This window comes from Kribbella endophytica (genome assembly GCF_054781295.1).
This window is the reverse complement of the sequence record NZ_BAAGUR010000001.1, coordinates 2,708,411-2,729,624: the sequence shown is the minus strand read 5'-3', so window position 1 is coordinate 2,729,624 and position 21,214 is coordinate 2,708,411. Positions and strand designations below refer to the sequence as shown.

At 68.6% G+C, this 21,214-nt stretch carries 23 protein-coding genes; 12 read left to right on the top strand and 11 right to left on the bottom strand.

Features of this window, described 5'->3' with window-relative positions; translation table 11 throughout:
* Nucleotides 1-10: 10 nt before the first annotated feature.
* From ACYVIO_RS13060 to ACYVIO_RS13040, 5 genes are all read right to left on the bottom strand, one after another.
* Nucleotides 11-145: a hypothetical protein gene (locus tag ACYVIO_RS13060; protein WP_460650977.1), complete on the bottom strand. Its 135-nt coding sequence runs from the start codon at nt 143-145 to the stop codon at nt 11-13.
* Nucleotides 142-993: a carbohydrate ABC transporter permease gene (locus ACYVIO_RS13055; RefSeq protein ID WP_460650976.1), complete on the bottom strand. Its 852-nt coding sequence runs from the start codon at nt 991-993 to the stop codon at nt 142-144. The genes ACYVIO_RS13060 and ACYVIO_RS13055 overlap by 4 nt, the downstream gene beginning before the upstream one ends.
* Nucleotides 990-2,051, bottom strand: coding sequence for a carbohydrate ABC transporter permease (locus tag ACYVIO_RS13050; protein WP_460650975.1), 1,062 nt, complete (start codon nt 2,049-2,051; stop codon nt 990-992). Before ACYVIO_RS13050 ends, ACYVIO_RS13055 begins: the two co-directional genes overlap by 4 nt.
* Nucleotides 2,052-2,144: 93 nt before the next feature.
* Nucleotides 2,145-3,419, bottom strand: coding sequence for an ABC transporter substrate-binding protein (locus ACYVIO_RS13045; RefSeq protein WP_460650974.1), 1,275 nt, complete (start codon nt 3,417-3,419; stop codon nt 2,145-2,147).
* Nucleotides 3,420-3,812: 393 nt separating this feature from the next.
* Nucleotides 3,813-4,232: a cobalamin B12-binding domain-containing protein gene (locus ACYVIO_RS13040; protein WP_344175217.1), complete on the bottom strand. Its 420-nt coding sequence runs from the start codon at nt 4,230-4,232 to the stop codon at nt 3,813-3,815.
* A gap of 181 nt (nt 4,233-4,413) precedes the next feature.
* Here ACYVIO_RS13040 and ACYVIO_RS13035 point away from each other — a divergent pair, with 181 nt between their 5' ends.
* The 4 genes from ACYVIO_RS13035 to ACYVIO_RS13020 all read left to right on the top strand — a co-directional run bounded on the left by ACYVIO_RS13035 (nt 4,414) and on the right by ACYVIO_RS13020 (nt 9,416).
* Nucleotides 4,414-5,295: an esterase/lipase family protein gene (locus tag ACYVIO_RS13035; protein ID WP_460650973.1), complete on the top strand. Its 882-nt coding sequence runs from the start codon at nt 4,414-4,416 to the stop codon at nt 5,293-5,295.
* A gap of 303 nt (nt 5,296-5,598) precedes the next feature.
* Nucleotides 5,599-6,486: a M23 family metallopeptidase gene (locus tag ACYVIO_RS13030; RefSeq protein ID WP_460650972.1), complete on the top strand. Its 888-nt coding sequence runs from the start codon at nt 5,599-5,601 to the stop codon at nt 6,484-6,486.
* Nucleotides 6,487-6,620: 134 nt separating this feature from the next.
* Nucleotides 6,621-7,160 (top strand): DUF6886 family protein, encoded by a 540-nt coding sequence (locus tag ACYVIO_RS13025; protein WP_460650971.1) that lies wholly within the window; start codon nt 6,621-6,623, stop codon nt 7,158-7,160.
* Nucleotides 7,161-7,925: 765 nt separating this feature from the next.
* Nucleotides 7,926-9,416, top strand: a complete 1,491-nt coding sequence (locus tag ACYVIO_RS13020; protein WP_460650970.1) for a lanthionine synthetase LanC family protein — start codon at nt 7,926-7,928, stop codon at nt 9,414-9,416.
* A gap of 317 nt (nt 9,417-9,733) precedes the next feature.
* Here the strand turns inward: ACYVIO_RS13020 and ACYVIO_RS13015 are convergent, their stop codons facing one another.
* On the bottom strand, nt 9,734-10,297 hold the full coding sequence (locus ACYVIO_RS13015; RefSeq protein ID WP_460650969.1) for a hypothetical protein: 564 nt from the start codon (nt 10,295-10,297) through the stop codon (nt 9,734-9,736).
* 133 nt (nt 10,298-10,430) lie between these two features.
* Here ACYVIO_RS13015 and ACYVIO_RS13010 point away from each other — a divergent pair, with 133 nt between their 5' ends.
* Nucleotides 10,431-10,883, top strand: coding sequence for a hypothetical protein (locus tag ACYVIO_RS13010; protein ID WP_460650968.1), 453 nt, complete (start codon nt 10,431-10,433; stop codon nt 10,881-10,883).
* Between the two features lie 37 nt (nt 10,884-10,920).
* Nucleotides 10,921-11,421, top strand: a complete 501-nt coding sequence (locus ACYVIO_RS13005) for a hypothetical protein (RefSeq protein ID WP_460650967.1) — start codon at nt 10,921-10,923, stop codon at nt 11,419-11,421.
* Here ACYVIO_RS13005 and ACYVIO_RS13000 read toward each other — a convergent pair.
* Nucleotides 11,418-11,612 carry a hypothetical protein gene (locus tag ACYVIO_RS13000; RefSeq protein WP_460650966.1) on the bottom strand — a complete coding sequence of 65 codons (195 nt, stop codon included), beginning with the start codon at nt 11,610-11,612 and terminating at the stop codon, nt 11,418-11,420. The genes ACYVIO_RS13005 and ACYVIO_RS13000 overlap by 4 nt on opposite strands.
* Nucleotides 11,613-11,630: 18 nt before the next feature.
* Between ACYVIO_RS13000 and ACYVIO_RS12995 the strand changes: the two genes are divergently transcribed.
* On the top strand, nt 11,631-12,095 hold the full coding sequence (locus ACYVIO_RS12995; RefSeq protein WP_460650965.1) for a hypothetical protein: 465 nt from the start codon (nt 11,631-11,633) through the stop codon (nt 12,093-12,095).
* 225 nt (nt 12,096-12,320) lie between these two features.
* On the opposite strand, the gene pcrA is transcribed toward ACYVIO_RS12995, so the two are convergent.
* Together pcrA and ACYVIO_RS12985 are read right to left on the bottom strand one after the other, a co-directional pair.
* Nucleotides 12,321-14,660, bottom strand: coding sequence for a DNA helicase PcrA (gene pcrA / locus ACYVIO_RS12990; protein WP_460650964.1), 2,340 nt, complete (start codon nt 14,658-14,660; stop codon nt 12,321-12,323).
* A 51-nt stretch (nt 14,661-14,711) separates the two neighbouring features.
* On the bottom strand, nt 14,712-15,131 hold the full coding sequence (locus ACYVIO_RS12985; protein ID WP_460650963.1) for a DUF4279 domain-containing protein: 420 nt from the start codon (nt 15,129-15,131) through the stop codon (nt 14,712-14,714).
* Nucleotides 15,132-15,285: 154 nt separating this feature from the next.
* Here ACYVIO_RS12985 and ACYVIO_RS12980 point away from each other — a divergent pair, with 154 nt between their 5' ends.
* The 3 genes from ACYVIO_RS12980 to ACYVIO_RS12970 all read left to right on the top strand — a co-directional run bounded on the left by ACYVIO_RS12980 (nt 15,286) and on the right by ACYVIO_RS12970 (nt 17,376).
* The gene (locus ACYVIO_RS12980; RefSeq protein WP_460650962.1) at nt 15,286-15,885 is read left to right on the top strand and encodes a ClpP family protease; all 600 of its coding nucleotides are present in this window, start codon (nt 15,286-15,288) and stop codon (nt 15,883-15,885) included.
* Entirely contained in the window at nt 15,882-16,493 is a 612-nt protein-coding gene (locus tag ACYVIO_RS12975; RefSeq protein ID WP_460650961.1) for a ClpP family protease, read from the top strand. The genes ACYVIO_RS12980 and ACYVIO_RS12975 overlap by 4 nt, the downstream gene beginning before the upstream one ends.
* Nucleotides 16,494-16,650: 157 nt before the next feature.
* Complete coding sequence (locus ACYVIO_RS12970; protein ID WP_460650960.1) at nt 16,651-17,376, top strand: PIG-L deacetylase family protein; 726 nt, start codon at nt 16,651-16,653, stop codon at nt 17,374-17,376.
* An 18-nt stretch (nt 17,377-17,394) separates the two neighbouring features.
* On the opposite strand, the gene ACYVIO_RS12965 is transcribed toward ACYVIO_RS12970, so the two are convergent.
* Nucleotides 17,395-17,964 carry a TetR family transcriptional regulator gene (locus ACYVIO_RS12965; protein WP_460650959.1) on the bottom strand — a complete coding sequence of 190 codons (570 nt, stop codon included), beginning with the start codon at nt 17,962-17,964 and terminating at the stop codon, nt 17,395-17,397.
* A gap of 100 nt (nt 17,965-18,064) precedes the next feature.
* Between ACYVIO_RS12965 and ACYVIO_RS12960 the strand changes: the two genes are divergently transcribed.
* Nucleotides 18,065-18,904: an SDR family oxidoreductase gene (locus ACYVIO_RS12960; protein ID WP_460650958.1), complete on the top strand. Its 840-nt coding sequence runs from the start codon at nt 18,065-18,067 to the stop codon at nt 18,902-18,904.
* A gap of 145 nt (nt 18,905-19,049) precedes the next feature.
* Nucleotides 19,050-19,811, top strand: a complete 762-nt coding sequence (locus ACYVIO_RS12955) for an alpha/beta fold hydrolase (protein ID WP_460650957.1) — start codon at nt 19,050-19,052, stop codon at nt 19,809-19,811.
* 63 nt (nt 19,812-19,874) lie between these two features.
* Here ACYVIO_RS12955 and ACYVIO_RS12950 read toward each other — a convergent pair whose 3' ends face one another.
* A complete protein-coding gene (locus tag ACYVIO_RS12950; protein WP_460650956.1) occupies nt 19,875-21,197 on the bottom strand; it encodes a C1 family peptidase in 1,323 nt (440 codons plus the stop codon).
* Nucleotides 21,198-21,214: the final 17 nt, after the last annotated feature.

Below are 21,214 nucleotides of genomic sequence, written 5' to 3'. Positions count from 1 at the left end.
TTCCTTGCGGTCAGCGCCGGTCGCGGTCGCGGTCTTCCCGATCGCGCCGTTCCCGGTCCTCACGATCGCGGCGGTCGGCCTCTTCGCGGTCCCGGCGGTCACGGTCTTCCCGATCGCGCCGCTTCTGCTCGTCGCCGTAGCTCACTTCACACCTCCAGCTGTCAGACCAGCGACGATACGCCGCTGGAAAATCAGCACCGCGATCACCAGCGGGATCGTGACCACGACCCCGGCGGCCATCTGGGTGCCGAACGGCTGGTCGAAGCCCGAACTGCCCTGGAACTTCGAGATCGCCACGTTCGCCGTCTGGATCGACGACTTGTTCACCATGCTCAGCGCGATCAGGAACTCGTTCCAGGCCGCGATGAACGTGATGATCGCCGTGGTGAACACACCAGGTGCCGCCAGCGGCAGGATCACCTTGTAGAACGCCTGCGCCGGCGTACAGCCGTCGACCATCGCCGCCTGCTCCAGTTCTCGCGGCATCTGCCGGAAGAACGTGGTCAGCGTCCACACCGCCAGCGGCAGTGCGAACGACAGGCTGGGCACGATCATCGCCTGGTAGGTGTTGATCCACTTGATGTCGATGAACAGCTTCAGCAGCGGGATGACCAGCGAGATGCCCGGGAACATCGACGTGGTGATGATGATCGCCAGCACCACGTTCTTGAACCGGAACTCCAGCCGGGCCAGCGTGTAGGCCGCGACCAGGCCGACGATCAGGGTCAGGACCGTCGTCACCCCGGCCACGATCAGGCTGTTCAGCAGGGCCCGGCCGAAGCCGACACCCTCACCGAAGACGGCCTGCAGGTTGTCCAGCGAGAACGGTGCCGGGATCAACGAGTTGTCGAACTGGTCCAGCGGCCGGCGGAACGCCGACACGACCATCCAGTAGAACGGTGCCAGGCAGTACAGCACGATGATCGCGACACCGAGCAACGGCAGGTACTTGCGGATCGGGCTGGCCTCGGCCGCCTTGACGTCGATGCTCATCCTCCGTACCCCGTTCCGCCGCTGTGCATACCGGCCATGGCAGTGATGGTCGCGCCCTCCGGCGCCTGGTCCTTGTCCTTCTTCTTGCCGTTCTTGCCGTTCTTGCTCTTCTTCTGCACCCGGTCACCGAGCACGTCGGCCCCGAGCAGCTTCACGAACGCGTAGGCCACCACCGCGACGTACAGGAACAGAATCGTCGCGTACGCCGACGCCGGCCCGTATCTGGTGTTGGACGCTTCGTCGTACGCCAGCATCGACAGCGTCTCGACCGAGTTCTTGTTCGCACCGACCAGCACGAACGGCAGGTCGAAGATCCGCAGCGTGTCGAGGATGCGGAACAGGACGGCGACCAGCAGCGCCGGCTTCACCAGCGGCAGCGTGATCCGCAGGAACGACTGCCACGGACTGGCACCGTCGACCTTGGCCGCCTCGTACACCTCTTCGGGAATGGTCTGCAGGCCCGCGAGCACCAGCAGCCCGATGAACGGCGCGGTCTTCCAGGTGTCGGCCACGATCACCGACAGCACCGACTGCCAGCCCTCGGTGGACCACAGGATCTGCTGGCCCAGCAGGGCGTTCGCGGCACCGTCGGCCTGGAAGATCCACTTCCACAGCAGCGCCGACACCACGGTCGGGATCGCCCACGGCACCAGGATGCTGGCCCGGACGATGGCCCGGCCCTTGAACGCCTTGTGCATCACCAAGGCCATCGCCACGCCGAGCACTGTCTCGAGCGTGACGCAGGTGATGGTGAAGAACGTGGTGTTGTAGAAAGCGTTCCAGAACCGCTCCCCGGTCTCGCCGGAGAAGATCGCGGTGTAGTTGTCCAGCCCGACGAACGACGAGCCCTCGATGACGAAGCCGTCGGCGTCGACCTTCTGGCCGCTGGTGTACAGCGACTCCCGCAGGGCCGAGATGATCGGGTAGACGACCACCAGGGCGAGCACGAGCAGGGTCGGGGACAGCAGCAGCGCGGCCAGCTTGCCGGTGCCCTCGTCGAATGTTGTCTGCCGCTTGACCTTGCCTTTCGGCTCGGCGGGCAGGGCGGATGCACTCATCTCAGCCTCCTTCTGTCTGCCTGGAAGTGCAGGCAGGGACAGGCCGGGGCCGGTGCGTGGCAGTCCCGCCACACACCGGCCCCGCCAGTTCGATCATTGAGTGATGAGCGAGCTCAACTTGGTCTGCAGCTCGGTGAGCGCATCCTTGGGCGGAGTCTTGTTCGTCATCGCGCCGTACGCCGCTTCCTGGATCGCGGTCGTCACGTCGCCGTACTTGATGACCTTCGGCCGCGACTTCGCGGACTCGATCGACGCCTTCAGCGGCGCCAGGTACGGGAACTGCTTGTTCAGCGCCGGGTCCTCGTACAGCGAGGCCCAGGTCGGGGCCTGCGACGTCTTCTCGACGTTGGCCTTCTGGCGCTCCTCGCTGGACATGAACTTGATGAAGTCGGCCGCGGTCGCCTTGTTCTTGGTGAACTCGGAGATGCCGTAGTTGTGGCCACCCAGCGTCGAGACGCCCGGTCCGGCCTTGCCCGGCAGCGGCGCGACCGCGAACTTGCCGGCCACCTTGGACGAGCCGTCGGTCTTACCGGCCAGCGCGTACACGTACGGCCAGTTGCGGTGGAAGACGAGCTTGCCCTCCTGGAAGGCGCGGCGGCCCTCCTCTTCCTTGTAGGTGATCGCGGCGGCCGGGAACTCCTTGTCCTTGAAGCCGTTCACGAGCTGCTCGAGACCGGCCAGGGCCTCCGGGGTGTCGACGTTCGGCTTGCCGTCCTCGCCGACGACCACGCCGCCCGCGGAGTTGACCGCCTCGGAGAAGTTCACCGTCAGGCCTTCGTACTTCTCGAACTGACCGGCGTAGCAGCTGGCGCCCTTGGCGTCCGGCAGCGCGAGCACCTTGGTGCAGGCGGCCTTCATCTCGTCCCACGTCTTCGGCGGCGCCGTGACGCCGGCCTTCTGCAGCCAGTCGTTGCGGTAGTACAGCAGTCCACCGTCGGACGTCACCGGTACGGCGTACAGCTTGTCGCGGTACTTGCCGGTGTCAACGGTCGACGGCAGCAGCTTGCCGAGGTCCGGGAACTGGTCCTCGGGCAGCGCGGTGATCCAGCGGTTGGCCGCGAACTCGGCGGTCCAGACCACGTCCAGGTTCAGCACGCTGAACGCGTCGGACTTGGCCTGCGCGTTCTGCACCATCTGCTGGCGCTGCGTGTCGGCCGACTCCGGCAGTTCCTTGATCTCGACCTTCTCCTCCGGGTGCTGGGAGTTCCAGGCGTTGACCTGGTTCACCAGGTTTCCGGAGGTGTCCTTGCCGGTGGCAAACGTGATCGGGCCGCGCCCTTCGAGCGCTCCCCCGGCCGATCCGCTGTCGCCGCTGTCCCCGTCGTCACCGCCGCACGCGGAGGCCAGCAGCACAAGGCTGCCGGTCATGGCCAGAGCGACCGCCCGGCGTGCGTGTGATCGTTCAAACCTCATCGTGTACCTGCCCTTTCCCGATGGGATCTCACTTGGTCCTGCGCAGGTCGTCCACAGTCCCCCACCACGCTGCGATCCGCCCTGTCCGGACAGTAACCGAGATCGGGGGCGATGTGTCCTGAGCCACACACCTGACCGATCGTCTGTACGGACAAACGCATGGCTGTATGCGACCGCGATTCGACAGCCCGCACAACCAGGTGTTTCTTAACGATTCGGTATTACCGATTAGTAACTAACCTGAAACGACCGATCGGCTTCAGAACGACTCCGCACTGTTGTCGTCACACTCCGGAGCGGATCCGATGCTCCACTTCCGCGGCAGGGACCGGGAGGGTGGCTGCGGCGTCAGGCAGTGGTGGCGGAGGCGTCGCCGACGTTGGTACGGACCCAGTCGACGATCTCGTGGGTCGGGGCGCCGGGGGTGAAGATCCGGCGGACGCCGAGCTCGGCCAGCGGGGCCAGGTCGGCCTCGGGGATGATCCCGCCGCCGAACACGACGATGTCGTCGGCGTCCCGGGCGGCCAGCAGCTCGCGGACCTTCTTGAACAGGGTCATGTGCGCGCCGGACAGCACCGACAGGCCGATCGCGTCCGCGTCCTCGGCGATCGCGGTCTCGACGATCTGCTCCGGGGTCTGGTGCAGGCCGGTGTAGATGACCTCCATCCCGGCGTCGCGCAGCGCCCGGGCGACGATCTTCGCGCCCCGGTCGTGCCCGTCCAGGCCCGGCTTGGCGACGACGATGCGCAGGGTGCTGGTGGCAGGCATGGATCGGCCTTTCAGTACTGGAGCGCCGCGTTGCGTCCAGTTTCGCAGGTTATCCGAGCGGCACCTCACGGATAAGACACGAAGGCGTGTGTTCCCCGACACGCGATCGGGGAACCGGTTACCGTGAAAGAGAAGTCAGACCAGTGACGCGGGGGGTCTGATTCGAGGTGAGGAGTCGCCGATGAGTGCAGAGGCGGTTGGCGAGGGCTCTTCGACTGATGCTGTGCGCAGCGGGCTGCGCGAGGCACTGGACGGACTCCGGTACGGCGCACGCTCGGCGCTGTCCCCTCGGGTGCTCCAGGGCGCCGCGGTCGAGATCGGGTGGCTGACCACCCATCTGGCCATGTACCCGCTCGGCCTGGTCGGCGGTGCGGGCAGCCGTACGGACCGACTCAGCCTGGACGGTCTCACCCCGGCTCAGCGCAGCCTGCTCGTCGGTGACGTCCGCGCGGCCGGTACGCCGATCCTTCTCGCGCACGGGATCGTCGACAACCACACCGTCTTCGCACTGATGCGCCGGCAGTTGCTGCGCCGGGGGTTCACGCGCATCCACACCTTCTCCTACTCACCCCTGACGCTGGACGTGCGCTCGACCGCCGAGCGGATGGCCGCCGAGGTCGAGGCGCTGTGCGAGGAGTACGGGTCCGACCAGATCCACATCGTCGGCCACAGCCTGGGCGGGCTGATCGCGCGGTACTACGTCCAGCGCCTCGGCGGGGACGAGCGGGTGCACACCTGCGTCACGCTCGGCACGCCGCACCAGGGCACGGTCGCGGCCCGCCTGCTGCCATGGCCGCTGGTGAAGCAGCTCCGGCCGGAGAGCGACCTGATGGACGAGCTCGCCGAGCCGGCTCCGGACTGCCGGACGCGGTTCGTCGCGTTCTACAGCGACGTCGACCAGCTGATCGTGCCGCAGCGGCGGGCGCGGATCGCGCATCCGGACCTGATCGCGCGGAACGTGCGGATCCGCGGGGTCGGGCACCTGTCGCTGCCGTTCCACGGCGACGTGGTGCACCAGATCTCTGGTGTTCTGGCTCACCTTGACGACGAGCAGGTCGCCTGAGCTGTTCGTCGTACGGGGTTCGCAGCTGTTCACTGCCCGGACACGCCTGATCACAGAAACCGAACTTGCCGGATCTTTGTCAGGATCTCGGCCCGAAACTGGTTGACCTAGCAGGTTGTCAGGCGGGCGAGCGGATGCACGTGCAGCGGCTCATGCAAAAGTTTCGTGAAGGACGGCCCCGAAAGGGGGTGCCGGGGTTTGTCGCCTCGTGACCCGTCCGTTATGGTGCTTGAGCCCGCCAGGGGGAATAAATCCTCCGGGCGAGCGGACAGTGCCCCTCCCCTGTGACCGAAAGGCCACGTTGTGTCCCAGCACCGTGCCGCGGGAAACCGCGTCACGCCAGGCAACAGTGCTGCGCGCAAGACCGGCGCATCACGTCACGCCAAACATCGTGTTGCCCGGCGTAACACCCCCAGCAGTACCCAAATCGTTGGTCTGACCGCAGCGCTCGCTGCGGCGGCAGGCGCTGTCGGCTTCAGCCACAGCTCCCTGGCGTCGCCGACGCAGGCGAACTCCGCGGTCAACATCGCCGCACTGTCGGGCGGCAACAGCCTCTCCGAGGTCACCACGGCCCGGATCGAGCGCCGTCAGCTGGCCACCCGTGACTCCTCCCGGGTCGAGCTCACCAGCACCGACGCCACCAAGAAGCAGGCCGCCGCGGACCGCCTCTCCAAGGCCCGCGCCGCCAAGCTCGACGCCACCCGCGCACTGACCGCCAAGCGCGCGTCGTCGCTGGCCGCCGCCAAGGCCGCCGCTGCTGCCGCCGCCGAGAAGGCCCGCGAGTCCGCCACCCGCTGCGAGATGATGATCTCCGGCTACCACATCACCGCCACCTTCGGTCAGGGCGGCAGCCGCTGGGCCGCGAACCACACCGGCACCGACTTCGCCGCCCCGATCGGTACGCCGATCCGCTCGGTGATGAAGGGCAAGGTCATCCACGCCGACTGGGCCGGCGCCTACGGCCGCCAGGTCCAGGTCGAGCACGAGGACGGCACCGTCACCTGGTACAACCACATGTCGAAGTTCAGCGTCGAGGTCGGCGAGACCGTGTACGCCGGCGACCAGGTCGGCGCGGTCGGCGTCACCGGCAACACCACCGGCCCCCACCTCCACTTCGAGGTCCACCCCAACGGCGGCTCCGCCATCAACCCGATGCCCTGGCTCCGCGAGGTCTGCGGCCTCAACCCCTGATCCACCTGCTGGTTGCTTGACCCCGGGTTTGCTCCGAGCCTGCTCGCCCCCGCCGCTGGTGCTTCTGACCGACCAGCGTGCCCGGCCCGGAATCGGTTCGCCGACGGGCCGCCGTACCTCCTAAGCTGCACGGCATGCGTCCGGCGCCTGGTGAGGTCCTGCACTTCTCCGAGGACCCGACGATCGAGGTCTTCCGCCCGCACGTCGCCGCCACCGCCCAGCAGAAGTCGCCGTACGTCTGGGCCGTAGGGCACGACCGTGCCCCCGACTACTGGTTCCCCCGGCAGTGCCCCCGCGCGATGACGTGGGCAGGCCCCGGAACCACCCCCGAAGACCTCGCCCGCATCATTGGGCCCGGCTCCTTCCCCCGCGTCCACGCGGTCGAGTACGCCTGGCTGGAGGCGATCCGCACCGTAGAGCTCTACGCCTACCGACTCCCCGCAGCCCCCTTCACCGAATACGACGCCGCAGTAGTCGCCACCACCGAGGTCGTCCCCCTAGCCCCACCCGAACGAGTAGGCAACCTCTTCACCCTCCACGCCGAAGCCGGCATCCAACTCCGAGTGCTCCCCAACCTCCACGCCTTCTGGGACGAAGTCATCACCACCACCCTCGAATACAGCGCCATCCGCCTCCGCAACGCCCTCCCCCGCCCAGCAGCCACCCAGACCTAGCCGAGAACACACCGCCCCGAGCTCCTGCCCCGGCCTCATCCGCAGGGCCCCCTCCAGTCAGCTCCTGCTTTCACACCTCTTCCGGCCGCCGCGCCCCCACGCCACGCAACCTCCCCGGCCGCATCACCGCCCCGCTCAACCCGGCACCCGCAACCGGTCCCAAGCTCGATGGCTCCCAGCCGCCCGCCGATCTAGGCGTGCCCTCCGACGAAGTGACCCCACCCGGCCGGCCGCAGATCGACTACAGCTGGCCAGCTCCCTCTTGTAGTTCTCCGGCCGCCGCGACCTCACCCCATGCGACCTTCCCGGCCGCATCACCGCCCACGCCCGCCACGCGGCTCCGCGACGTCCGAAGAACCTGCACGCGTGCGAGGGACGGCAGCGTGGGCAAGCGCCGTACGGAATGCTGCTGCGCTTGCGCGGACTGCGGGCGCATGTGGGAGCGGGCTTGCAAGGCGTACGCCGCTCGTCGTGGACCACCCCGCGCACGGTGTGGGACGCACAGGCAGACGCCGTACGACGTGCGCCTGGGGCCGCCCGGGTTGCAGGCCGCTCGTCGCGGCACCGCCTGCACCGCATGAACCGCCAGCAGGCGCTGGAGCGGGCGCACGTCGTACGAGCGCCGCCTGCACCACGTGGACCACCAGGAGACGTTGGGATGGGCGGACGTCGTACAAGCACCGCGGGCCCCGCGTGGACTACCGCGAGGCAGCGGTTGGGCGGGCGGCCGTGTTGAGTGGCGAAGCGTGGTGGCACCATGAGCCGGTGAGTACTGGTGGGGCGGTGTACCGGGAGACGGCTGAGGCGGCCTGGCGGTGGGTGCTCGGGCAGGTGCGGTGGGCGGACGACGGGCTGTGGATTCCTACCAACGTGACCGGGGACGAGCCAGTCGTCCCGGACGATCGCGACGGGATGCACAGTGGGATCGCGGGGCTGGTGCACACGTTGGCGGAGATTCGGCTGAGTCGGCCGTGGACTGCCGCCGAGGTTGAGCTGGGTGATGCGATCGCCGAGCGGTTGATTCGCGAGATCCCGGGCTGCTCCGACGTCACCTTCTTCGACGGGCTGGTCAGTACGATCGGCGCCCTGGTCACGCTCGACCGGCCGGACGGCGTACGGGCTGCTGTCGAACGCCTGCACGAGCTGGCGGCTGACGACGGATGGCCGCAGACGATGATGCTTCCGCCACGGTTCTCGCCGGATACGCGGATCCACGACATGACACTCGGTACGGCGGGAGTGCTGCTCGGCGGAGTGTGGGCGGCCCGGCACGGCGTCGACGGCGGCCGCGAACTGGCCGACCGCGCAGCCGAGATCCTCCTCGCCGAGATCGCTCATGCCGAGGCCGGGGCGGGAGCCGGGACCGAGGCGGAAGCCGAGGCCCGGGCTGGAACTGCGGCCGGGGCGGGAGCCGAGGTCGCGGCTGGAGCTGGAGTCGGAGCCGAGGCCGAGGCCGCGGCTGGAGCTGAGGCCTCGGCCGGAGCCGGCGGAGCCGGGGCACCTGACGTGGGCTGGCCGTTTGTGCCGCGGCGGTTTCGGAGCGAGCCGGGTGCTGTGATGCCTAACCTGTCCCACGGTCTTGCCGGTGTCTCGGCCGCGCTCGCCTCCGCCGGGCTGTCGCTGGGGCGGCCCGAGCTGGTTGCCGCCGCTGCGAAGGTGTCCGAGCAGCTGGTCCCGCTGGGGGTGACGGACGGGCGCGGGTTCGTCGTACAGCGGTACATCCCGACGGAGACCAACGACGAGGACGAGTTCACCTACACCTGGTGCCACGGCGCTTCGGGGACGTCGCTGGCCTTCGCCGCATTGGACGCCGCGGGGATCAAGTCGGTCGCCGGTACGGCGCCGGCGGACTGGCGGGAGCGCTGCCTGTACAGCGTCCGTACGTCGGGCCTGCCCGCGCGACTCCACCCCGGCTTCTGGGACAACGACGGCCGCTGCTGCGGTACCGCCGGCGTCGGCGACATCCTCCTCGACTCCTGGCACCGCACAGGCTCCAGCGACGACCTGGCCTTCGCGACGCTTCTGGCCGACACCCTCGTCGAGCACGCCGTCCACGACGGCGGCACCTACTGGCGCTTCACCGAGCACCGCAACGAGGACCCGCTCCTCCCACCAGCCGTCGGCTGGATGCAGGGCGCCGCGGGCATCGCGGCGTACCTGCTGCACATGGCCCGCGTCGTCGAGCAGGGCGCGGCGGCCGAGCCTCAGCCCCGCATGGACACCTGGTGGGCGACCAGCGCCGACACCCACCACTGACCAACCACCTCATCACCCGCCTCTTCCGGCCCGCTCACGCCTGACGCATCGGTCGCCGGCGACGTTGATCAGTGGTGCACGTCGGCGGAGCGGTGGGTGCGGCAAGAGAAGCACGCGCCAGGACATCGTACGAGCGGCTGCGCGACGTGGGTGGAGGAGTTGACGGGCGCCGTGCTCGAGCACGGCGCCGCGGGGTTCACGTACTAGCTGCGCCGGGCAAGCGCGGGAACGTTGTACCAGCGGCTGATCGGCGTGCGAGCGGCTGCTCGGCGTAGGAGCGGCTGCTCGGGCGTACCAGCGGGCACTCGGCGTACGGACTAACGCCGCCAGACCTCGGCCGTGGTGAGGAACGCGGACGACCCCGGTCGATCCTGCGACCCGTCGACCTGAACGAAGCCCGGAACCGAAGCGCCGCCGATCGAGACCGTGGCGGAGCGGACGGGCGCGATCACCAGGCTCAGGCTGTGCATGCCCTCGGCGAGCTGGAAGGTGTCTGTCGCGAACAGCCGGCGGTCGAGGACGCCGCCCATTTCGATCTGGATGTCGGCCGCCTTGGCGCTGAGGCCGTCGGCGAGGTTCATCGAGACCTGGACGAGGTCGCGTTCGACCGCCGGTTCGTGCCACGGCAGGCCCTGGACCTCGAGGAACGAGCGGACGAAGTACCGCTCCAGCCAGGCCGCGAGATCCACGTCCTCGGACACCACGCGAACGATCCCGTCGAACCACAGCACAACCGCCGTACCGGATCCGCGCACCGACCAGTCGACCATCCAGATCGACGCGTACGCCGTGACCTTGCCGTGCTCGTCGAACAGCCGCAGCCCAGGGTTGGCTCCCGCCAGGATGATCCGGCGGTTGGAGCTGTCAGCTGCCTTGGGCATGGGAGGACCTGTCGTCCGGGAGGGGCCGAAGACCCAGAGTGACCCACGGCAGGCTCACCGCGCAACGCGAACGCCCGATTCCTTACCGGCTTCGTGGGAAGATCGCGGTCTCCCCGCCCCGAGGAAGGCCATCATGGCATCAGACGGTCCCACCCAGTGGACGACCACGCTCCGTGAGCAAGGCCGCCTGGCCGTCGGCCCCGAGCGCACCCGGCTCACCCTCAGCCTCGTCGTCTCCGGCGGAATCCTCCTGGTCAACGGCACCCGTACCGTCGGCCACCTCTCCAGCGGCGCGCCCTGGGACTTCTTCGCCTACGTCCGCACGATCCTGGCGGCCGGCGCCGCGATCGCGCTCCTGATGATCCTCAACAACCTCCGCACCCGCCGCTGGACCGTCGTGGTCGACGACACCGGCGTCACCCTCGGCCCCCAGCACCTCGCATGGTCCGAGATCACCACCGTCACGTCCGCCAAGGAACAGGTCACCGTGCACGGCACCGAAGACCTCCGCATCACCAACAGCACCGTGCGCGACCCGTCCGCCTTCGCCCTCTGGCTGACCACGGAACTCGAAACCCACCACTAGTTCCCGGTACGACGACTCCCGCCGCGGACCTGCTCCCGTGGGACGATCGCGGTTCTCCACCCCCGAGGAGGTCACGTCGATGCCGCCCGACGGCCCCACCGAATGGACGAACACGCTCCGAGACACCGGACGCCTCGTCACCCGCGCCCGCCGGTTCCCCATCCTGATGCTCGTCGTGTGGTCCGGCCTCCTGCTGACCAACGGCATCAGCACCATCGCTCGCCTCACCGGCGCCGAACCCTGGGGTCCCCTCGCCTACTTCCGCGCCACCTTCGCCGTGGTAGCCCTGGCCGTAGTCGCGGGCTACCTGTTCCACCTGCTCACCGGCGCATGGACCCTGACCATCAACACCCAAGGCGTAACCATCGGCCGCCGTCACCTCCCCTGGCCCGACATCACCGAGATCACCTCCACCGAGCAGGCAGTCACCATCACCTCCCGCACCGACGCCCCCAACCTCCGCATCACCGGCAACACCCTCAAAGACCCAAGAGCCTTCGCCCGTTGGCTAACCAGCGAACTGGAATCCCACCGCTAGCCCCAGTACGACGAACCACCGCGGACCCGCTGCCAGTACGACGAAGCGCCGCAGACCTGCTGCCGGTACGACGAAGCGCCGCAGACCTGCTGCCGGTACGACGAGCCATCACCGTACGACGCCACCGCGGTCCTGCCGCCGTACGAGGAGACCGCCCGCAGACCTCCTGCCGTGGGACGATCGCGGCTCACCTCCGAGGAAGGCCGCCGATGCCGCAGGACAGTCCCGCCGAGTGGACGAACGCGCTGCGGGAGAACGGCCGCCTGACCACCGGGCCCGAGCGCAACAGACTGCTCATCACCCTCGCCCTCCCCGCTGGACTCCTTCTGCTCAACGGCTATCGCATCATCGGTCAGCTGTCGGACGGTGTTCCGTGGGGATTCTTCGAGTACTTCCGCGTGGCCTTCACCATCCTCGCCGCCGCCGTCGTCCTGGGAGTCCTGAACAACCTCCGCACCCGCCGCTGGGTCGTGGTGGTCGACGCCGCCGGCGTCGCTCTCGGCAGCCGAAAGCTCGCGTGGTCGGAGATCAGCAGCGTGAACTTCGCGGACGATCAGGTCGTGCTGCGTCCGGTCACGGGCGCGCAGGAACTCACGATCGGCAAAGAAACGCTCCGCGACCTACCGGCGTTCGCCCAGTGGCTGACGGCGCAGCTCACGACCCGAACGGGCTAGAACGCTCCGCGACCTACCGGCGTTCGCCCAGTGGTTGACGGCGCAGCTCACGACGCGAACGGGCTAGAACGCCCCGCCGCTCAAGCGACGGCCGACGGCGCGGACTGCGCCGAGTCGCCCGGCGCGCAAGGCCTGCCGGCCGCTCAAGCTCTCTTCCGGCCGCCGCGACCGAACCCATCAGCAACCCGCCCGGCCGCATGCGCGCCGGGCCATTGCTCCGGCGTACTAGATCTTCTCCACCGGCGCGTACCGCAACAGCAACCGCTTCACGCCCTCGGAGCCGAAGTCGATGTCCGCCTGGGCCTGCTGTCCCTCGCCGCGGACGACGACGACCGTGCCCATGCCGAAGCTGTCGTGGACGACCCGGTCGCCCGGGTTCAGGTTGATGACCGGCTTGTCCGACGCCGACGTACGACGCGAAGGCTCGTACCGGCTCGGAATCCCACCACCACCGCCGCCACCACCGCCCGTGCGAGTCCCGGTCCCCGACCAGCGCGTGATCGCGGACTCGTCGCGGCGCCAGTCGAGGAGGTCCGGCGGGATCTCCTCCAGGAACCGCGACGGCGGGTTGTGCTGCGGAGCGCCGAACGCGGATCGCACCGCGGCGCGCGAGATCGACAGCCGCTGGCGCGCGCGCGTGATGCCGACGTACGCGAGCCGTCGTTCCTCCTCGAGCTCCTTCAGATCGTTCAGCGACCGCGAGTGCGGGAAGACGCCGTCCTCCATGCCGGTCAAGAACACGACCGGGAACTCCAGCCCCTTCGCCGTGTGCAGCGTCATCAGCGTGACCACGCCACCGTCGTCGTCGGCATCCGGGATCTGGTCGGCGTCCGCGACCAGCGCGACCCGTTCGAGGAACGCCTGCAGATCCGACGGCTCGGCCGCCGCGGTCTTCTCCTCGACGAACTCCCGCGCGACCGAGATGAACTCGTCCAGGTTCTCCACCCGGGTCTCGTCCTGCGGGTCCGGCGACTTCTGCAGCTCCTCGTAGTACCCGCTGCGATGCAGCGCGACGTCCAGGATGTCGTCCGGCGGCGCCCCCGAGTCGACCATCGCGGTCAGCTCGTCGAGGATGTCCACGAACGCCTGGACGGCGTTGACCGACCGCGACGCCATCGCCGGCGCGTCCTGCGCCCGGCGCATCGCCTGCGCGAACGAGATCCGGTCCCGCGACGCCAATGCCTCGATCGCCGCCTCGGCGCGGTCGCCGATGCCGCGCTTGGGCACGTTCATGATCCGTCGCAGCGAGACGGTGTCCTCGGGGTTGACCAGCACGCGCAGGTACGCGAGCGCGTCGCGGACCTCCTTGCGCTCGTAGAACCGGACGCCGCCGACCACCTTGTACGGATGGCCGGTGCGGATGAACACTTCCTCGAACACCCGCGACTGCGCGTTGGTCCGGTAGAACACCGCGACGTCGGACGGCTTCACCTTGTCGGCGTCGGCCAGCCGGTCGATCTCGTCGGCGACGAACTGCGCCTCGTCGTGCTCGTTGTCGGCGACGTACACGGCGATCTGCTCGCCCTGGCCCTGGTCGGACCACAGGTTCTTCGCCATCCGGCCCTCGTTGCGGCTGATCACCGAGTTCGCCGCGGTCAGGATGGTCTGGGTGGAACGGTAGTTCTGCTCCAGCAGGATCGTCTCGGCGCCGGTGAAGTCCTCCTCGAACGCGAGGATGTTGCGGATCGTGGCACCGCGGAACGCGTAGATCGACTGGTCGGAGTCACCGACCACCATCAGCTCGGCCGGCGGCGCGCTCGGGCCGTTGCGGCCCGGCTCGTCCTCGCCGCAGAGCTCGCGGATCAGCGTGTACTGCGCGTGGTTGGTGTCCTGGTACTCGTCGACGAGCACGTGACGGAACCGGCGGCGGTAGTACTCGCGGACCTCGGGGAAGGCCTGCAGCAGGTTGACCGTGGTCATCAGCAGGTCGTCGAAGTCGAGCGCGTTGGCCTGCGCGAGCCGCTCCTGGTAGATGCGGTAGCACTCGGCGTACTTCTCCTCCAGGTGGTTCTCGGCCTTGGAGGCGGCCGACTCGTGGTCGACGAGTTCGTTCTTCTGGGTCGAGATCCAGTTCAGGACGGCGCGCGGGTTGTACTGCTTGACGTCCAGGTCGAGCTCACGGCAGACCAGCGTCATCAGCCGGCGCGAGTCGGTGGCGTCGTAGATCGAGAACGTCGAGCTGATCCCGAACCGCTTGATGTCCCTGCGCAGGATGCGCACGCAGGACGAGTGGAACGTCGACACCCACATCAGCTTCGCCCGCGGCCCGACCAGGTCGACCACGCGCTCCCGCATCTCCGCGGCCGCCTTGTTGGTGAACGTGATCGCCAGGATCGCGCCCGGGTGCGCGTCCCGCGCGCCCAGCAGGTACGCGATCCGGCGCGTCAGCACGCGCGTCTTGCCCGACCCCGCACCGGCCACCACGAGCAGCGGCTTCCCCGCATGCACCACCGCGGCCCGCTGCTGAGGATTCAACCCCTCCAGCAACGCCTCAGGGTCGGCCTTACCCTTCCTGGGCTGCTCGAGCGGCACCGGAAGCTCATCAGGAGAAAACAGCGTAGTCATCGCCCACCAGGGTAGGCGCTCCTTCCGACAGTCCTCGTACGGCGGCCCGCCCTACCCCTCAAAGTCGCGGAAGAAGTACTGATCGACGTCGAGCGATGCCCTCGCAGTCGCCATCCACTGAACCAACTCAGGCGACAGAAAAATCCCCTTCTGCAACGGGTCGTCGAGGTCGTCGACCCGCTGAACGATCGTCAGCAACACCTCCGCCTCCCCCGCCGCCACCAGGCTCCCCACCTTCGCCGCGAACTCCAGCCCCCACCCAAGAACCGACGCCTCGAAGTCCTCAGGCCGCCCGTCCCCGGTCCCCACCGCGCGCCGCTTCCAGACCGAATGCCGATACGCCGGCGCATGCGGCCGCCGCAGCGTCCCGATCGGAATCGCCTCATCGGCGGGCACTCCCAGCCGCTCGGAGATCTCCTCCGGCAGCAACGTCGTACTCGCAATTCGCAAGTACAGCTCGAAGGCCTTCACGAGGTCTCCGGGGACCGCTCACCTGTCACACCTGAAGTCTGCCAGCCTCCGCCGCGCGAGGCTCACGCCTGCCACAGCGGGTGTTGGCTGAGAGCAGAGTTGCTGGGAGCAGAAAAGGTGGGGTACGGCGTACCGGCGCGGTCATGGTGGGTGCATGGCTGATGACAACAAAGCGCCCTTGTTCGGGGAGCAGGCTCGGTTGCAACTGTTGCGGCGGCGGGTCGTCGTACTGGACGGGCAACTCAACGACGACAACGGGACCTTGATCGCGACGCAGTTGCTGACGTTGGCGGCGGAGGATCCGGAGACCGACATCGCGTTGTGGATCCACTCGCTGGGTGGATCGGTGCCGTCGATGCTGGCGATTCGGGACGTGATGCGGCTGGTGCCGTGTGATGTCGCGACGGTGGCCCTCGGGCTCGCGTGCAGTGCGGGGCAGTTCCTGCTGTCCGCGGGGACCAAGGGGAAGCGGTACGCCCTCCCGCATGCGCGCATCCTGATGCACCAGGGGTCGTCGGGGATCGGCGGGTCGGCGGTGGAGATCGAGATCCAGGCCAACGACCTTCGGCACATCCGCGACACCGTGCTCGGGCTGATCGCGGACGACACCGGGCAGCCGGTGGAGACCGTGTACGAGGACTCGCTGCACGACCACTGGTACACGGCGCGCGAAGCGATGGAGTTCGGCTTCATCGACCACCTGGTGGAGTCGTTCGACCAGGTCATGCCCCTGCGGACGGAGGCAGCGAAATGAGCTCCTACACGATTCCCAACGTGATCACGCAGAGCGCGCGCGGCGAGCGGATCATGGACGTCTACTCGCACCTGCTGTCAGAGCGCATCATCTACCTCGGCACCGGTATCGACGCCGGCGTCGCCAACGCGATGATCGCGCAGCTGCTGCACCTCGAGGCGGACCGGCCCGAGCAGCCGATCAACCTGTACATCAACTGCGAGGGCGGCGACATGACCGCGATGCTCGCGATCTACGACACGATGCAGTACATCAGTTCGCCGGTCTCGACGTTCTGCATCGGGCAGGCGATCGCCGCGGGCGCCGTGCTGCTCGCGGCGGGCGAGAAGGGTCAGCGCGCGGTCGTGCCGCACGCGCGCGTCGTACTGCACCAGCCGGCCGCGCGCGGTCAGGGCACGATTCCCGACCTGATCCTGCAGGCCGACGAGGTCGTGCGGGTGCGCGCGGAGGTCGAGGCGATCCTGTCCACGCACACGGGCCAGTCGATCGAGCAGCTCCGGCACGACACGGACCGCGACCACGTGCTTCGGGCCGAGGCGGCGCGCGACTACGGCATCGTCGACACGGTCATCCAGCACCGCCGCGCGCTGGCGACGTTCGCGAGCTAGCAGGCCGTACGGCGGGAAGCCGCAGTCCCAGTACGCCGGTCGACCGCGGCCGGCGTACTGGGTTGGCCGTGGTCGCGGGCCTAGCCCGCACGGCCGAGTACCGGCCCCGCCGTACAGCAAGCTCCCGTTTGCTTGAAGGTTCTACTAAGCTGGCCCGGTGAGCGTACCTGTGGCAAACCCCCGTCCGGACCACGAGATCGAGCGGGTGCTGGTGATCGCCGCGCACCCGGACGACATCGACTTCGCCGCGGCCGGCGCCGTCGCGACCTGGACGAAGGCCGGGATCGAGGTGCACTACTGCCTCGTGACCGACGGCCAGGCCGGCGGTTTCGAACCCGATCGCGACCGCGCCGAGATGCCCGCCGTACGCCGGGCCGAGCAGACCGCCGCGGCCGCGCACGTCGGGGTCGACCAGCTGCACTTCCTCGGGTACGCCGACGGCGAGGTCGAGCCGACCCTCGCACTGGTCCGCGACATCGTCCGCATCACCCGGCAGGTCCGCCCGCAGCGCCTGGTCAGTTCGTCGCCGGAACGCAACTGGTCCAAGCTCCCGGTCTCACACCCCGACCACCTGGCGACCGGCGAGGCGACCGTCCGCGCATTCTTCCCCGCGATCGGCAACCCGTACGCGTTCCCCGAGCTCGACGAGCCGGCCTGGAACGTCGACGAACTGTGGATGATGGAGCACCCCGAGACCAACCACCACGTCGACATCACCGACGTGATGGACCAGAAGTTCGCCGCCCTCGAGTCCCATCACAGCCAGCACCGCGACCCCACCCACCTGTTCGCCCGGGTCCGCCAACTCCTGGCCCAGAACGCCACCAGGTCCGGCCTCCCGGAGAACCACTACGCCGAGCTCTTCACCGTCATCCGCCTCTAGCGCGGGACCCGCCAGAAGTCAGGCGGACAACGTGTCGACCACGGCTGCAGTGGCTGCTACGACTGCGGCTCGGTGGGCTGCCTGGCGGGCGGCCGGGTTGGCGGTCCCTGCCGCGCGGAGGGCGGGGGCTGTGGTGGTCCACGCCGTACACAGCCCGACGACGAGGATGAAGATGTCCATCGCCCTCGTCTCCGAAAGGGTTGCGGCCGAGGCGGCGGCGATCGCTTTGGCCTTGGCCTCGTGGGACTCGATCTCGGCGGGGGTGACGTCGGCGCGTTCCAGCCAGGCCCACTGGGTCAGGCGGAGGATGTCGGGGTTGTCCTGGAGGGCGTCGAACAGCGCGCCGGCGTACGACGGGAGGTCGTCGGGCGTGAACGGCGCGGCGTCGGCGAGGCTGCTCATCCGGACCGCGAGCATCGCGTCGAAGAGGCCGTCCTTGGAGCCGAAGTAGGCGTAGATCGCCTGCTTGTTCGCGCGCGCCTCAGCGGCGATCCGGTCCACGCGCGCCCCGGCCAAACCGCGGGCGGAGAACTCGTCGTACGCCGCGTCGAGCAGGCGGGAGCGCGTGGCGGCGGAGTCGTACGGCATGCCGCCAGGATAGCAATCCAACTGAATGGTTGAAATCTCCGGCAGCAGCGGTCTATGGTTTAAACCATCCAGTTGGATTAGACGCTTCGAAAGGGACCACATGACCACCAGGACCTGGCTGATCACCGGCGCGACGTCCGGCATCGGCCGCGCGCTGACCGAACGGCTGCTCGCGGCCGGCGAGCGCGTCGCCGCCACCGCGCGCAAGCCCGAGCGCCTCGCCGACCTCGCGAACCAGTACGGCGAACAGCTGTGGACCGCGGAGCTCGACGTCACCGACGTACCGCAACTGCGTGCCGTCGTCGATCGCGCGTTCGCCGAGCTCGGGCGGATCGACGTGGTCGTGTCGAACGCCGGGTACGGGACGTTCGGGGCGGCCGAGGAGTTCACCGACGCGCAGATCGAGGCGCAGCTCGCGACCAACCTGGTCGCGCCGATCCAGCTGACGCGCGCCGTATTGCCGCATTTACGGGCCCAGGGCAACGGTCGGATCGTGCAGCTGTCGAGTGCGGGTGGGCAGGTGACGTTCCCGGGCGGGAATCTTTACCACGCGACGAAGTGGGGCGTCGAAGGGTTCTTCGAGGCGCTGATCGGCGAGGTCGCGCCGTTCGGCATCGGGGTGACGCTGGTCGAGCCGGGCATCTCGCGGACGGGGTTCGGTACGTCGCTCGACATCGCGCCGGCGATGGAGGCGTACGCCGGTACGCCGATCGGGCAGGCACGCCCGGCGATGGAGGCGCCCGAGGGAGTGACCGCGAACGGGCCTGGGGATCCGGACAAGATCGCCGACGCGATCATCGCGTCGGTCGCTGCCGAGCCGGCACCTCGGCGGGTCACGCTGGGGAGCGACGCGTACGAGTGGATCCATGCCGGGCTCACCGCGCGGTTGCAGGAGCTGGAGTCGGCGAAGGACTTGGCGCACTCCACCGACCTCGACTGAAACAGGCCGACCCGGGTAGGCCGGCGGCGATGCGGCCGGACTCGCTCGGCAGTGGCTGAGGTCGCTGCGGCCGGAGGTGCGCACAAGGTGGGTCGGCGGAGGTAAAGCGTTTGCCGTGGGCTGCTGTACCGGTGAGGCTCCTCGCATGACGAATCATCATGAGGTGGTGGGCGACGGGCCCACGGTGTTGCTGGTGCATGCGGGGGTTGCGGATTCGCGGATGTGGGGGCCGCAGGTCGAGGATCTGGGGCGGGATCATCGGGTGATCACCGTGGATCTGCGCGGGTACGGCGAGACTCCGCTCGCGGTCGGGGCGGAGTACTCCGATGCAGGGGATCTGCTGGAGCTGCTCGACTCGCTGCAGCAGGAAGGCGTGATCGGCGAGCAGGTGGCCGTCGTCGGGGCGTCGTACGGCGGGAACGTGGTGCTGCAGGCAGTGAGTCGGGCGCCGGAGCGGTTCAGTCGGGTGGTGTTGCTGGCGCCGCCGGTGGACGGGGTGGAGCCGACTGCTGACCTTCAGGCGTTCTGGGGTGAGGAGGAGGCGCTGCTCGAGAAGGGGGACGTCGACGCAGCGACGGCGCTCAACGTGCGGGTCTGGCTGGGACCGGAGGCTGACGACGATGCTCGTGAGCTGCTGTTCGCGATGCAGAAGCGGGCGTTCGAGCTGCAACTGGCGGCCGGGGACGTGGAGAACGAGGAGTACGAGGTCTCGCCGGAGAAGCTGACGATGCCGGTGCGGCTGTTCGTCGGGGCGCACGATCTCGAGTTCTTCAGAACGGGCGCCGCGCACCTGGCGACCCAGCTGCCGGACGTCGAGTACGTCGAGCTCGACTGGGCCGGCCACCTGCCGACGCTGGAGCGCCGGGAAGACGGCGTCGCTCTCGTGCGCGACGCGCTCACCAAGTAGCGGCAAAGGCCCCGGACCACAAGGGTCCGGGGCCAAAAGCGAGGCAGTACGCCGTACAGAAGGTCAGTCCGCGAGCGCACCCATCGGGTCCCACGCGGGCAGCACGATCGGCTTCTCGTCAAAGGCAGCCTGCAACTCAGCCGGCAGCGCCGAGCGCCGTACGGCGATCTCGAAGACGTGCTCGCCGAACCAGGAGTCGTTCATCGTCCAGAAGCCGCTGTCGGCCTTCTCGTCGCCCCAGCTGTTCTCGACCCGCCAGCGCCGCGGCGCACCGTCGACGACGTCGACGCCGGTGAACAGCATCGCGTGCGTCATCAGCGTCTCGTGGTGCAGCAGCCGCTCGGCCTTGTCGAGCGTGAACGACGTGTCGTACACCGCCTCGTAGTCGTACAGGGCCGCGTCCCAGAAGCCGAGGTCGGCCGACATCTGCTTGCCGACGTCGCAGCCGAACCAGACCGGCTCGCCGCCGACGATCGCGTCCTGGGCGAGCTGCTTCATCAGGTCCATCTCGACGTTCAGGTAGACCACCGGCGGCGCGTCGATCACGTTGCCGAGATAGTCGACGGTGAAGGTCTTGCCGGTCGGGCTGGACTCGCGCGGGTCGTGCACGATGCACACGTAGTCGTCGACGGGGAGCGTTACGTACGACGCGGCGAACTCGGCCGGGGTGGTCCAGCCGTCGCGGTGGAAGGCCTTGTCACTGTCCTTCCACTGCCACAGGAACTTCTGCGGCGGCGTCCCGAGGTGGATGCTCAGCACGCGGTGGATCGTGGTCAGCAGCTCACGCTTGTGCGCCCGCTGGGCCTCGGCGTCCTCGAGCTTGCGCAGGTCGCGCGCGCCCTGGCGGAGCAGCTTGCGGAGCGTGTCGTTGAGCTGGGCGGTCGCCGACGAACTCTCGGTCTCCGGCATCGCGGTCTTCGGGACGAGGCCGTGCTTGCGGACGAGGGCGACGAACATGTTCCACTGGCCGCCGTCGCCGATCGGGTCCGACAGCAGGTGCGCGACCGTGCGGTCGTCGACGTGCCGGTCGGTGGTCTCGATGACCGCTTCGAGGAAGAAGTTGGCGCGCTCGAACTTGTCCCAGAACAGCAGGTAGTTCTGGGAGAACTCGAAGTCCTTCACACCGAGCTTCTCGGCGGCGCCGGCCCGGAGCAGGTTCAGGCCCGCGAACAGCCAGCAGCGGCCGCTCTTCTTCTGGTTGGTCACCTTCCAGTCGTCCAGCAGGTTCGACACCGAGTGGTCGATCGAGGTGACGACCTGGCGATCCAGGGCGATCTTGGCGACCGGCGTTTCCGTGACGGCGTTCTGCATCACCCGGTACTGCGGGTTCGACGCGAACTCCTTCTCGAAGAGCGCCAGCTGTTCGGCAGTGAGATTCCGCTCCATAACCATCGACGGTATCT